17 protein-coding genes and 1 pseudogene are annotated in these 11,673 nt (G+C 72.1%); 9 read left to right on the forward strand and 9 right to left on the reverse strand.

The features are described 5' to 3' along the window. Positions 1 to 226: 226 nt before the first annotated feature. The 5 genes from AB0P03_RS25630 (at position 227) to AB0P03_RS25650 (ending at position 4,553) form a co-directional block, all read left to right on the forward strand. Positions 227 to 865: a PH domain-containing protein gene (locus tag AB0P03_RS25630; RefSeq protein ID WP_363630948.1), complete on the forward strand. Its 639-nt coding sequence runs from the start codon at positions 227 to 229 to the stop codon at positions 863 to 865. Positions 866 to 1,005: 140 nt separating this feature from the next. Continuing rightward, positions 1,006 to 1,545, forward strand: coding sequence for a hypothetical protein (locus AB0P03_RS25635; RefSeq protein WP_363630950.1), 540 nt, complete (start codon positions 1,006 to 1,008; stop codon positions 1,543 to 1,545). Between the two features lie 121 nt (positions 1,546 to 1,666). Continuing rightward, entirely contained in the window at positions 1,667 to 2,497 is an 831-nt protein-coding gene (locus AB0P03_RS25640; RefSeq protein ID WP_363630951.1) for a serine protease, read from the forward strand. 156 nt (positions 2,498 to 2,653) lie between these two features. Further along, complete coding sequence (locus AB0P03_RS25645) at positions 2,654 to 3,652, forward strand: aldo/keto reductase (RefSeq protein ID WP_363630953.1); 999 nt, start codon at positions 2,654 to 2,656, stop codon at positions 3,650 to 3,652. A 76-nt stretch (positions 3,653 to 3,728) separates the two neighbouring features. After that, positions 3,729 to 4,553, forward strand: coding sequence for a DUF4253 domain-containing protein (locus tag AB0P03_RS25650; RefSeq protein ID WP_363630954.1), 825 nt, complete (start codon positions 3,729 to 3,731; stop codon positions 4,551 to 4,553). A gap of 52 nt (positions 4,554 to 4,605) precedes the next feature. Here the strand turns inward: AB0P03_RS25650 and AB0P03_RS25655 are convergent, their stop codons facing one another. From AB0P03_RS25655 to AB0P03_RS25670, 4 genes and pseudogenes are all read right to left on the reverse strand, one after another. Continuing rightward, complete coding sequence (locus AB0P03_RS25655) at positions 4,606 to 5,490, reverse strand: helix-turn-helix transcriptional regulator (RefSeq protein ID WP_363631018.1); 885 nt, start codon at positions 5,488 to 5,490, stop codon at positions 4,606 to 4,608. Between the two features lie 36 nt (positions 5,491 to 5,526). Continuing rightward, complete coding sequence (locus AB0P03_RS25660) at positions 5,527 to 6,333, reverse strand: SDR family oxidoreductase (RefSeq protein WP_363586804.1); 807 nt, start codon at positions 6,331 to 6,333, stop codon at positions 5,527 to 5,529. Between the two features lie 359 nt (positions 6,334 to 6,692). Further along, positions 6,693 to 6,905: a DUF397 domain-containing protein gene (locus tag AB0P03_RS25665; protein WP_363630956.1), complete on the reverse strand. Its 213-nt coding sequence runs from the start codon at positions 6,903 to 6,905 to the stop codon at positions 6,693 to 6,695. Between the two features lie 82 nt (positions 6,906 to 6,987). Next, positions 6,988 to 7,299: pseudogene (locus AB0P03_RS25670) on the reverse strand (Scr1 family TA system antitoxin-like transcriptional regulator); the annotation flags it as partial. Here AB0P03_RS25670 and AB0P03_RS25675 point away from each other — a divergent pair. Next, positions 7,288 to 7,482: a DUF4253 domain-containing protein gene (locus AB0P03_RS25675; RefSeq protein ID WP_363631020.1), complete on the forward strand. Its 195-nt coding sequence runs from the start codon at positions 7,288 to 7,290 to the stop codon at positions 7,480 to 7,482. The pseudogene AB0P03_RS25670 and the gene AB0P03_RS25675 sit on opposite strands and share 12 nt — an antisense overlap. Before the next feature lie 69 nt (positions 7,483 to 7,551). Here AB0P03_RS25675 and AB0P03_RS25680 read toward each other — a convergent pair whose 3' ends face one another. Together AB0P03_RS25680 and AB0P03_RS25685 are read right to left on the reverse strand one after the other, a co-directional pair. Further along, positions 7,552 to 7,758, reverse strand: coding sequence for a DUF397 domain-containing protein (locus AB0P03_RS25680; protein ID WP_363586806.1), 207 nt, complete (start codon positions 7,756 to 7,758; stop codon positions 7,552 to 7,554). Next, positions 7,743 to 8,585, reverse strand: a complete 843-nt coding sequence (locus AB0P03_RS25685; protein WP_363630957.1) for a helix-turn-helix transcriptional regulator — start codon at positions 8,583 to 8,585, stop codon at positions 7,743 to 7,745. The genes AB0P03_RS25680 and AB0P03_RS25685 overlap by 16 nt, the downstream gene beginning before the upstream one ends. Positions 8,586 to 8,701: 116 nt before the next feature. Between AB0P03_RS25685 and AB0P03_RS25690 the strand changes: the two genes are divergently transcribed. The 3 genes from AB0P03_RS25690 to AB0P03_RS25700 all read left to right on the forward strand — a co-directional run bounded on the left by AB0P03_RS25690 (position 8,702) and on the right by AB0P03_RS25700 (position 9,693). After that, positions 8,702 to 8,899, forward strand: coding sequence for a hypothetical protein (locus tag AB0P03_RS25690; protein WP_363630959.1), 198 nt, complete (start codon positions 8,702 to 8,704; stop codon positions 8,897 to 8,899). 11 nt (positions 8,900 to 8,910) lie between these two features. Continuing rightward, positions 8,911 to 9,150, forward strand: coding sequence for a hypothetical protein (locus tag AB0P03_RS25695; RefSeq protein ID WP_363586809.1), 240 nt, complete (start codon positions 8,911 to 8,913; stop codon positions 9,148 to 9,150). Between the two features lie 75 nt (positions 9,151 to 9,225). Further along, complete coding sequence (locus AB0P03_RS25700; protein WP_363630961.1) at positions 9,226 to 9,693, forward strand: NUDIX domain-containing protein; 468 nt, start codon at positions 9,226 to 9,228, stop codon at positions 9,691 to 9,693. A gap of 116 nt (positions 9,694 to 9,809) precedes the next feature. Here AB0P03_RS25700 and AB0P03_RS25705 read toward each other — a convergent pair whose 3' ends face one another. From AB0P03_RS25705 to AB0P03_RS25715, 3 genes are all read right to left on the reverse strand, one after another. Continuing rightward, positions 9,810 to 10,562, reverse strand: a complete 753-nt coding sequence (locus AB0P03_RS25705; RefSeq protein ID WP_363630962.1) for an RICIN domain-containing protein — start codon at positions 10,560 to 10,562, stop codon at positions 9,810 to 9,812. Between the two features lie 51 nt (positions 10,563 to 10,613). Continuing rightward, positions 10,614 to 10,763 carry a hypothetical protein gene (locus AB0P03_RS25710; RefSeq protein ID WP_363586813.1) on the reverse strand — a complete coding sequence of 50 codons (150 nt, stop codon included), beginning with the start codon at positions 10,761 to 10,763 and terminating at the stop codon, positions 10,614 to 10,616. Positions 10,764 to 10,912: 149 nt separating this feature from the next. Beyond that, positions 10,913 to 11,368 (reverse strand): MarR family transcriptional regulator, encoded by a 456-nt coding sequence (locus AB0P03_RS25715; protein ID WP_363586814.1) that lies wholly within the window; start codon positions 11,366 to 11,368, stop codon positions 10,913 to 10,915. Between the last annotated feature and the right edge of the window lie 305 nt (positions 11,369 to 11,673).

Genomic DNA, 11,673 nt, shown 5'->3' on the forward strand with positions numbered 1-11,673 from the left:
TCCGTCGGCGGCTGACATCCTGGACCGCGGGCGGACCAGTCAAGCTGACTGACCATCAAGTCCGTTCGTGTTAAAGACATTTGACGTTTCCCTCGGATCGGCCGAACGATCTCGGCAGGCCGGTAGCGTGACCGACTCCCCTGGGACCGCCAGGCATCGACGCCCGAGACGGGACCGGCCGGACCGGTCGGCCCCACCGACGGCACGACGTGGGAAGGAGGCGCCCGTGAGCACGGCGCCGCGACACCAGACGGTGCGGCTGGGCTTCCTGTGGCGAGCCGCCGGCGCCCCCATCGGCTGCGTGCTCGCCCTGGCGATGGGCATCGTGCTCGCCGACACCGGGGACGCCGGCCGGATGGGCGCCGTCCCCGCGCTGCTGCTGTCGAGCGCGGCCGTCCTGGGCGTGGCCCTGCCCGTCCCGTACGGCTTCTGGCTGCGCGCCGACGACCACGGCCTCACCCTCGTACGGGCGTTCGTCCCGCGCCGCTACCGGTGGCGGGACATCCAGGGGCTCACGATGGACGCCGGGCAGGACGCCGACTCCGGCGCCCACCGGCTCGTCCTGCTGCTGCGCCTGACCCCGGCACCCCGCCGGACCGCCCGCGCCGCCCGCATCGCCCGCGCCGCACACCTGTACGGGCCGGTCCTCGGCATCCTGGGCACCACCCGCGACGGGCTGCCGCGCGGCACCGAACCCCGCCGCCTCGCCGAACTGTTCGACCTGCTCCGGCGCCACGGCGTCCCCTTCGACGACCGCCGCTACGCCGACCTCGTCCTCACCGCGCACGGCTACCCGGCGCTCGCCCACACCGCCCCCGGCGCGTCCCTCGCCGCTCGGCCCGCCGCCCGCCCCGACGCCGCCTGAACCGGGACCGGACCGGGCCCGCGCAGCCCGCCCCGGCCCTTTGAGCCGCCCACCGCTGAGCCGCCCACCGCCCCGCAGCCGTTGACCCCGACGGAAGCGCGCCCGCCCGGACGGCGCGCCAGGACGTCAGGAGTGCGGCGATGCTCAGGTTCCACGGCGCATGGCGGATCACCGTGGTCGGCAAGAACGCCAGCTTCGACCAGCGCGCGGTGGTGCGCGGCCCCTACGGCACCCGGACGCTGCCCGGCCGGGTCGGCGCCACCCTGGAAGTCGACGAGGACAGCTGGACGCTGACCCTGGAACACCACCTGTGGGGCCGCAGCTGGCAGCCGAACCTGCGCGTCACCCCCGGGCCCGTCACCGAACGCGACGGCGTCCGCAGCCGCCTGCTGACCAGCAACGACTGCCACTGGCCCGACAAGCCCCTGGACTACGTCAACTTCGTCGTCCGCCTCGACCAGAGCCTCGCCCCGGCCCCCGTCCTCGCCCCCGTCCGGGCCGTGCGCCCCGCCGACTCCCTGCGGCCCTCCGCGCCCCGGGCCATCCGCACCTCCTCCGGCGACGTCGGCGACTTCGGCGCGCCCGCCCCCGCGCCCGCTTCCCGGCCCGCGGCCACTCCCGCGCCCAGGCCGGCGCAGGCCCCGGGCACCAACGCCCGGCCCGCCGCGACCCCCTGGTAGCCCGCCACCGTGCCCGGGGGACAGCCCCCGGGCACGGTGGCCCGCTGCCCGGATGTCCCGGACGGGCGCCGCAGGGTTGGCTGGACGCATCCGAACCAACCGATCCGAAAGGCCGTCACCCGTGCTCCTGCGCAAGACCGTCCGCCGCCGCGCCGCCCGCGCCACCGCCGTCGCCGCCCTCGCCGCCGCCCTGGGCGCCACCGCCATGACCGGAAGCGCCCAAGCGATCGTCAACGGCCACGACTCCACCGAGCGCTACCCGTTCATGGCCACGATCCCGATGAGTGCCAAGCAGATAGCCGACGGCACCTGCGGCGCCACCCTGATCGACCCCCAGTGGGTCCTGACCGCCGCCCACTGCGTCACGAGCCCCCCGGAGAACGAACTGAAGCTCGACGGCATCGTGCGCATCGGCAGCGCGCACCGCAAGAGCGGCGGCACCGTCCGGGCCATCACCCGCACCGTGGTCCACCCCGGCTTCAGCTTCGGCGACGGCCAGACCCGCCCCAACTACGACGACCTCGCCCTGGTGCGCCTGGACCGCCCCGTCGCCCAGCGGCCCCTCCCCGTCGCCCAGCGCCCCGGCCCGCCCGGCACCCCGACCCGGCTGCTCGGCTTCGGCACCGTCGTCGACACCCCCAAGTTCGAGGAGATGGTCTTCCCCGACCGCCTCCAGGAGCTCGACACCCGCCGCGGCGCCGTGGCCGACTGCGCCCCCGGCTACGCCGGCCCCACCCGCCTGTGCACGACCAGCCCCACCCCGAAGGCCATGGCCTGCGTCGGCGACTCCGGCGGCCCGCAGCTCCAGCGCGGCCGCGGCGGCCGCTGGGAGCTCATCGGCACCACCTCCGGCCCCGGCGCCCCGGGCGTCCCCTGCACCGGAGGCCCGGGCCTGTACACCGACGTGCGCGCCTACGCCGACTGGATCCAGGCCACCATCGCCGCCGGCTGACCTGGCTGACCCGGCTGACCCGGCTGACCTGCCTTGGCCTGACTGACTGACTGACCGGCCGATCCGGCCGACCGCCTGACCCCGGCGGCCGGATACGCCGGCCGACCCGACGGTAAAGTCCCAGGTGAGCACCGTCGCGCCCGAGGAGACCCCGCCATGCCGACCGACCCCGCCACCGGAGCCGCCGCCGACCGCCCGCCGATCGCGCGGTACGGCCTGGGCACCGCGGCCGTCGGCCGGCCCGGCTACATCACCCTCGGGCGTGACGGCGACCTGCCCGCCGAACGCACCGTCGAGGCGCTGCGCGACCGCACCCACGCCCTGCTCGACGCCGCCTACGCCGCGGGCGTGCGCTACCTCGACACCGCCCGCTCCTACGGCCGCGCCGAGGAGTTCGTCGCCCAGTGGCTCGCCGAACACCCCGCGGCCGCGGCCGAGGTGACGGTCGGCAGCAAGTGGGGCTACACCTACACGGCCGGCTGGCAGACCACCGGGGTGGCCGCGCACGAGGTCAAGGAGCACTCCACGGCGGTGTTCGACCGCCAGCTCCACGAGACCCGCTCCCTGCTGGGCCCGCACCTGGACGTCTACCTGGTCCACTCCGTCACCCCCGACAGCCCCGCCCTGACCGACACCGCCCTGCACGCCCGCCTGGCCGACCTGGCCGGGCAGGGCGTACGGGTCGGCCTGTCCACCAGCGGCCCGGCCCAGGCGGACACCATCCGCGCCGCCCTGGCCGTCACCGTGGACGGCCGCCCGCTGTTCACCGCCGTCCAGGCCACCTGGAACCTCCTCGAACCCTCCGCCGCCCCCGCCCTGGCCGAAGCCCACGCCGCCGGCTGGCTGGTCGTCGTCAAGGAGGGCATGGCCAACGGCCGCCTCGCCGGGCGCAACGCCACCGGGGACGACACCGCCGCACTGCGCGCCCTCGCCGCCCGCACCGGCGCGCCCCTCGACGCCCTCGCCCTGGCCGCGGCCGCCGCTCAGCCCTGGGCCGACCTCGTCCTGTCCGGCGCGGCGACCGTCGACCAGCTCGCCTCCAACCTCACCGCCGCCACCCTGCACCCCACCCCCGACGACCTGGCCGCCCTCGCCACCCTGGCCGAACCCGCCCCGGAGTACTGGCGCACCCGCGCCGCCCTGCCCTGGTCCTGAACCGCCCCCGCCGCACCGCGGGCCCGAACCCCGCCGCCCGAACTCCCGTGTCAGTGACCGCCCCTACGGTGGCCGCATGACCTCGGACCTGTCCCGTCTCCTGCCCGCCACCCTCCCGCCCGGCCGCCTGGTCGGCGGCGAGGACGGGCCGGAGCCGCTGCTGTGGATCAGCGACGCCCCCGCCCCCGCCGGCCTGTGGCAGCAACTCCACCGCGCCCACCCGCAGTCCGGCCTGTGGCCGCTGCTGCTCGTCCCCCTCGGCGACGGCGCAGACTACCGCCCCTGGCTGTCCGGCGAACTCTTCCCGGCCTCCGCCTCCGACCCCACCCTCTACGACCCCGACGCCCTGCTGCGCCGCTGGTGGCAGCAGCTCGGCGGCACCGACGAGGACGCGCCCGAGGGCCCGCTCGAGGGCCCGCTCGACGCCGAGGAAGCCGCCGAACTCCACGCCGCCCTGGCCCCCTTCGGCCCCGCCTGGCCCGGCACCGCCCCCGCCGCCGCCGTCCCCGACGGAGCCCCCGGCATCGAGGCCCGCGGCCTGGCCGACGTGCTGCTGTCCGTACGGGACGCGCGCCTGGGCCTGGTCGAGGCGGGCAGCGGCGCCGAGGCGCTGGCCGCCTGCGGCTGGAGCGGCCCGCTCAACCACGAGGACGACACCGCCAAGATCGCCGCCGTACTCGCCGACTGGGAACGCCGCTTCGGCGCCCAGGTCGTCCAAGTCGGTTTCGACACCCTGGAGTTGAGCGTCGCCGTCCCGCCCGCCACGCTCGCCGAGGCCCTCCCGCTGGCCGCCGAGCACACCGCCTTCTGCCCCGACCTCGTCTTCCAGGGCACCGGCACCCTGACCGCCTACGCCGAACGCCTCGTCGCCGCCCACCAGTGGTCGTTCTGGTGGGACTGACCCGGCACCCGTTCCCGCCACCGAGTCCGGATCCACCGGACCAGTACGGGGACTATCCGTTGTGCGCTTCGAGCTCGGTCGTCGGCGCCCGTTGGGTGGCCGCCCACGACGCCAGGAGCGCCAGATTGTCAGCGGTCGGTGTGCCCGCGGGTGCGGTGTAGACGTTGAGGTGCAGGCCGGGTTCGGCGGACAGTCCGAGGGACTCGACGTCCAAGTCGAGCCGGCCCACGATCGGATGGCGCACACGCTTGCGGCCGGACCGGTGCAGCCGCACGTCCTGAGATGCCCACCGCTGCCGGAACAGCTCACTGGACGTCGACAGTTCGCCGACCAGGGCGATCAGCTCCTCGTCGTGCGGATCGCGGCCGGCTTCCATGCGCAGCTTCGCGGCCACGCCACCGGCAATGTGGTCGTAGTCGACAAAGAAATCCCTGGCCGCCTCGGGGTTCAGATAGACGAACCGCGCGGTGTTCGCGGGCCGTCGCGCGTCGGCCAGCACCGGTGAATACAGCGCGCGAGCGAGTTGGTTCGTGGCGAGCACGTCGTAACGGCCGTTACCGATCCAGGCCGGCGCACCGGAGATCGCGTCGAGCACCTGCTGCAGCGTCGAGCGCACCGTCACGGCAGGCCTGCGCCGGCGTGGGCCGCTGGGCGCCGTGGACTGGCGCGCGAGGTGGAACAGGTGGTCGCGCTCGGCCTCGTCGAGTTGCAGGGCGGAGGCCAGCGCGCCGAGCACGCCATCGGAGGCACCGGCGAGCCTGCCGCGCTCCATGCGCACGTAGTAGTCGACCGATACCCCCGCCAGTAGCGCCACCTCCTCGCGGCGCAGACCCTTGACCCGACGGTTGCCGCCGTAAGCGGGAAGGCCCGCCTGCGCGGGTGCGATGCGGGCGCGACGCGAGCTGAGGAACTCCCGGATCTCGGTGCGCAGATCCATCGCGGCCATCCCCTCATCGTAAGCCGGTCCCGCAGTCTAAGGGGTGCCCGATGCGGTCGTCGCGATGCCGCCGTCCACCGGGATGACGGTGCCCGTGAGGTAGGACCCGGCCCGGCTGGCGAGAAACACGGCGACACCCGCCATGTCGTCGTCGCGGCCGATCCGGCGCAGAGGGGCCGCGGCCGCGATCGTGTCGCCGACGGCATCGAGCGTGGACGCCGTCATCCGCGACGGGAACACTCCCGGTGCCACCGCGTTCACCGTGACGTGCTGCGGGCCCAGCTCCCTGGCAAGCACCCTGGTGAGTTGATGGAGTGCCGCTTTGCTGCTGGCGTACGAGTAGTTGGGCGACTGGGCGACGTGGATGGCGGCGATACTGCCGATGTTGATGATCCGCGCGGGATCATCGGCGGTGCCCGCCCTGCGAAGTGCGGGGAGCAGAGCCTGCACCAGCCAGAACGGCGACTTGAGGTTGAGGTCGATCACCGCGTCCCAGGCCTCGTCCGGGAACGTCGCCAGCGGCTCGCGCCACATCGCTCCCGCGTTGTTGACAAGGATGTCCAGACGTTCCGAGCCGACCTGGACAAGATCGGCGAGGCGCTGACACTCGTCGTGCCTGGACAGGTCGGCGGGGATTGCTCGAACGTCGCCGAATTCGGACAGCAGATGCTGTGCCTCCGCGCACGCGTCTGCCTTGCGCGAGCTGATGACGACGCGGGCGCCCGCCTGGAGAAGGCCGCGCGCTATCATCAGCCCGATTCCCCTGGTGCCACCGGTGACAAGGGCGTACTTCCCACTCAGATCGAAAAGTTCCGCGTGAGTGGTGAATTGGTTGTCCGCCATTGGTCTCCGTCTGTTCTGTCGTGGAAGAATTCGCCGACACGGTCGCACATTCGGGGCAGCTGAATTGAACCGATGGGGTTGAAGCTGCGGTGTGTGTCCATGGTGACAGGCGTTTTGAACGTCTGGGAGACCCTGGTGATACAGGTACTGTGAGAGCCCCCCTCGCCTGATGCGCTGACCCCGGCACCCGCTCCCACCGCCGAGTTCGGGGCCGTCGGGGGCGTCGAGCCACCGCAGGCCGTGCCCCGCCAGGCTCGCCCACCGTCTGGGCAGAGGTGGCTCAGCGACGGCTCGTCATCCAGAGCGACACCGTCAGGCGCCGCCGCCCCGGCCCGGGTTGGCGACGCCATCGAGCAGCATCAGCTGGCGCCAAATTCACCGGTGCGGACGGCGGTGACGAAGGCCTGCCAGGCGGCGGAGGGGAAGACGAGGGCCGGGCCGTGGGGGTCCTTGGAGTCACGCACGGGCATGACGCTCGGGAAGCCGGGCGCGACCTCGACGCACTGACCCCCGTCGGAGCTGTGGGAGGACTTGACCCAGTGGGCAGAGGACAGATCGGGGCGGAAGCTCATGGTGCCAGTTCCTTCCGGATGCTCTGATCACGGCCAGGGACTCGGCCCTGGGCGGCGCGTCTACCTGAAGACGATCGTATCTCCTGCGCCACGTCACGACAGTGGCCCGATCGCGTTCGAGGAAACCCCGGTGCAGTGTCTCGGTGTACCCGAACTGGGCGTTGTCCCCGACGGTCAGCAGCGTGACGGCCGAGCGGAACGACCGGTGGACCCCCATGGTGAAGGGGACGACCTGCACCAGGACGTTCGGCAGTCCTTCCGCCAGGTCTTCGAGCCGCTGGAGCTGTTCCGCCATGACGGCGGGGCCACCGAGTCGCCACCGAAGAGCACTCTCGTCGAGGGCGACGAAGACCAGGGGCGAGGGTGTGCGTTCCAGGAACTTCTGCCGGGCCATGTCGGATTCGACACCCTGGAGTTGAGCGTCGCCGTCCCGCCCGTCACGCTTGCCGAGGCCCTTCCGCTGGCCGCCGAGCACACCGCCCTCTGCCCCGACCTCGTCTTCCAGGGCGCCGGCACTCTGGCCGCCTACGCCGAACGCCTCGTCGCCTCCCACCAGTGGTCGTTCTGGTGGGACTGACCCGGCACCCGTTCCCGCTGCCGAGTTCGGGGCCGACGAACCCCGTCGGCCTGCAAACGTCAGGCGACGTCAGCTGGTGCCGAATTCGCCGGTGCGGACGGCGGTGACGAACGCCTGCCAGGCGGCGGAGGGGAAGAGGAGGACCGGGCCGTCGGGGTCCTTGGAATCGCGGACGGGCTGCACATCGGTGAAGCCGTTGGCGACCTCCACGCACGTGCCGCCGCTACCGCTGTATGAGCTCTTCCTCCAGCCGGTGTCAGTCAGGTCGACATCCATTCAAAGTCCCTCCGTACCGCGCGGATCATGGCCACCGAGTCGGCCTGGCTCATGGCTTCGACTACGAGCCGATCGTAGTCGTCGGCCAGCGCAGCAATCGTCTCAGTATCTCGATCGATGTAGCCTCGCTGCTCGATCTCGCCGTAAGAGAGCATTTTGCGTCCTGGCATGGTAAGGAGGTGCACCAGGCGCGTGAACGGCCTGTCCTCGCCTAGCGAGTACGGGGCCACCTGGATGATGATGTTGGGCTGCTTGGCGAGATGTTCGAGGTGGAGCAGCTGCTCGATCATGGTGTCGCGGCCGCCAATGGGCCGCCTGAGGCAGCTCTCGTCCATCACCGCGTGCAGAAGTGGTGGCGAAGTGCGGGCGTGGATGTTTTGTCGGGCGAGCAGGAATTCGATTCGCTCCTGGGCCTGTTCTGGTGTGACGGTTCCTCGTCGGAGATTGCCCTGCTCCCAAGCGGTTGCGTATGCCCGGGTCTGTAGCAGTCCTGGAATCACGTTGATTTCGAAGAGCTTGATCTTCTCTGCGCGGGCCTCGTAGTTCGCGTACTCGGGGAAGCCCGGCACCAAAGCTGTGTGGCGGAGCTGCCAGTACATCAGCAGCAGGGTCCCGCCCGTCTGCAGGATCTCATCGGCCTTGGTAGCAAACTTCTCACTCGGCGGGCGCTGCGCAAGTTCGACGAACGAGACGTAGGACGGGTGGACACCGATCCTGCGCGCGAGCTGTTCCTGCTTGAGGCCCATCGCCATGCGTGACCTGCGGAGTTGGATCCCGAAGGCGGCCCACGGGGATGACTTCGGGTCAATTTCCTTGATGTTCACCATGGCTGCTCCAACTCTCAGTGCTACCGAGGTCAAGTCGTCTACCGCTTCCGATGCTAGGTGATGTCGGGCCACCATGTGTACGGAACGTGAAACGCTGATTGCGGAAGGTTATTTCCATGGCCGATACCCAAGTTCCCCGCCTCCATGGCTACGGCGTGCGCTGGGACACCGGGGCCCGCCTCTACCGGGTCCGCAACGAGGTCACCCGGGAGTGGCTGCGTCAACCGGACGGTGAGCTCGGCGGGTTCGGCTCCTTCTCCGAGGCCTGGAGTGCCTGGCGCGTCTTCGAGGTCCACAAGCGGCCGGGGGAGTGAGCGTGTCCTCGATGCTCTCCCGCGTGACCGCCGACCAGCGGCGCCAGGCGGCCGACGTCCTGGACGACCTGACGGCCGTCCTCGCCCTGAGTGGCGTCACGTTGCCGTCCATCGAGGTGGATTGGGAGCACGGCCGCAGGACCGGCTGCTACCTGATCAGCCTGGGCTGCGCCCGCCCGTTCGAACTCCTGCGGGTCGTGGACCTGTTGCGCAAGGGCCTGCGCTACGAGCGCCTGACGCGTGACGGCTGAACTCCTGGTCCGCCTGCTGTGGTGGGCGGGCTTCTCCCTCGTACTCCTCGCCGCCCTCAGGAAGTGAACCGCCCGATGCGCGACCCCCGTCTGCTCGCCAAGCCGCCGGTGTGCCGGCTCGGCTGCCTCGTCCTCGTGCGCAACCCGCGCGGCGACGTGCTGCTCGTCGACCCGGACTACATGGACGGCCTCCTCCTCCCGGGCGGCGCAGCCCAGCCCAACGAGCCTCCCAACCTCGCCGCCGCCCGTCACCTCCACGCCGAGACCGGCCTCAACCTGCGCCTCGCCGACGTCCTGGCCGTCGACTTCACCCCGGCCGACCGCCACCTGGAGCGCCTCAACCTGGTCTTCGACGGCGGCACCGTGCGCGACGACACTCGCCTCACCGTCCCGCCGCAGCACCGGAGCGGCCTGTTCGGCGCCCGCTTCGTCCCCGCCCGCCGGCTCCCCGACGTCATGGCGCCCTCCCAAGCCGCCCGCGTCAGCGAGGCGTTGGCGGGCCGAGCGCTGCCCGTCCTCCTCCACGGACAGCGCGCGACCTGATCGGCACCGCCGGGTTGGGGTCGGCGCCCACATCGGCCCAGTCGGTGACGCGTTGGGCGCTTCGGCAGCGAGAAGGGGCGGGCGCCAGGCGCCCGCCCCTTCTCGTTCAGCTGCGGTCAGCTCCAGGGGTTGGCCGGCTGGTCGCTGATGGCGGTCCAGAAGCGGGTGCCGGCAGGCAGGGTGCCGTTGGCCCACAGGCCCCAGCCGTTGGCGTCGTGGAACTCGGCCATCCGGAAGCCGGTGCCGAAGTAGCCGGCGCAGAGCTGGTCGGCGGCGGCCCGGCTGGTGAGCTGGCTGCCGGAGGTGGGGATGGTGGCCTTCACCTCGCCGCCGGCCCAGCTGTGGTAGCCGCTGGTGGGCACGCCGGCGGGGGCGGGGCGGCCGTCCTGCTTGAGGCACAGTACGGGCAGCTGCGCGGTGGCGGGGGTGTCGCCGCTGTACGCGTTGCTGCTGTTGTCGTTGCCGACGTGCACGACGTTGTCGGCGCGCTGCTCAAGGGTGGCCCAGGTCATGCCGTTGTGGGTGGCGACGCCGCCGAACAGGGCCTCGTAGGTGTTGCGGGCGATGTCCCACTCCTGGTAACCGCCCTGGTTGCAGTCGAACATGTAGAGCCGCCAGCCGCCGCCGATCCGGTGCTCGGTGTTGTCGAGGCACTGGGAGGTGGAGATGTTCTGCAGCCGGATCCCGAGCAGGCCGTAGCGCGGCGTGCTGTCGGCCGCGGTCCACGGCGTGACCCGCCACATCTGCGAGGTGTCGTTGGCGTAGCACTGGACGCCGGAGGGGGTGCTGTCGACGGTCAGGCAGGAGCGCTGGTCGGCGGCGTTGTTGACGGTGTAGACGCTCGGCAGGCCCGGGACGGGCTTGAACACCCACTGGCCCGGGTTGTCGGACGGCGCGCAGGGGTGCAGACCCTGTCCGCCCTATATCGCGCCGTTGGGACAGCGCTCGGACTTCTGGTTGAACAGGACCGTCGAGGGGGTGTCGGCCGAGGCCGAGCCGCCCGGGACCAGCACCAGGCCGGTCAGGGCGAGCGCGATGCCGAGGACGATACGCCGGACTAGCGAACGCACAGTGCTCTCCAAGGAGGGGAGACGACGAGGGGCGGCGGCCGGTCCGGAGGGCCCCCGGGCCACCCGGTCCGTCCGCCGCGGTCAGCTTGTCAGCGCGCGATCAATCGCCGGTATCCCAGTTTCCTGGGGGTCGTTCGACACCCGACTGGTCAGGGGCGCGGCCAGGGGCGCCCGTCGAGGTGCTCGATGTCGGTGTTGAAGCGGCGCAGGTAGGCGGCGAAGGTGGTGACGTCCTGGGCGGACCAGCCGGCCATCACCCGGTCCAGGGCCTCCACGTGGGCCTCGCGCTCCTCGTCGAGGCGGCGGTCGCCCTCGTCGGTGAGGCGGAACTTGCGGGCCATCCCGCCGTCGGGGTCGGCGATCCGCTCGACCAGGCCGGCCCGGGTCATGGCGGCGGTCTGCCGGTTGAGGGTGGAGGCGTCGAGGTTGAAGGCCTCGCTCAGCTCGCCGATGGACATCGGGCCCTGGATGCGGATGCGGCTGAGCAGGATGTACGCGCTGCGCTCCAGGGTGCTGCCGCGCGGGCGGGCGGCGGACTGGCTCAGGTAGTGGTGGCGGCCGAGCACCATGTACTCGAACTCGACCAGGTCCGTACGTTCGCCCATGCCGTCGTCCTTCGCCCTTCACCCTCATCGCCGCACCGCTGACCTGCGGGTTTCGCGGGCCTTGTCCAGTATGGCAAAGGGGTGTGACGGCGTGACCCGGCCATGTAGTGTGCTCGATGCACATAATATGCACGATACACATTCCGTTTCCGAGGAGCCCGCCATGGACGGCCCCCAGCCCGGCGGCACGACCGCCCCGACCGCCGGCACCGCCCCGACCGCCGGCACCGCCCCGACCGCCGGCACCGCCCCGACCGCCGGCACCGCCCCGACCGCCGGCACCGCCCCGACCGCCGGCACCGCCC

Origin of the sequence: Kitasatospora sp. NPDC088779 (assembly GCF_040685395.1) — a bacterium.
Taxonomy (GTDB): domain Bacteria; phylum Actinomycetota; class Actinomycetes; order Streptomycetales; family Streptomycetaceae; genus Kitasatospora.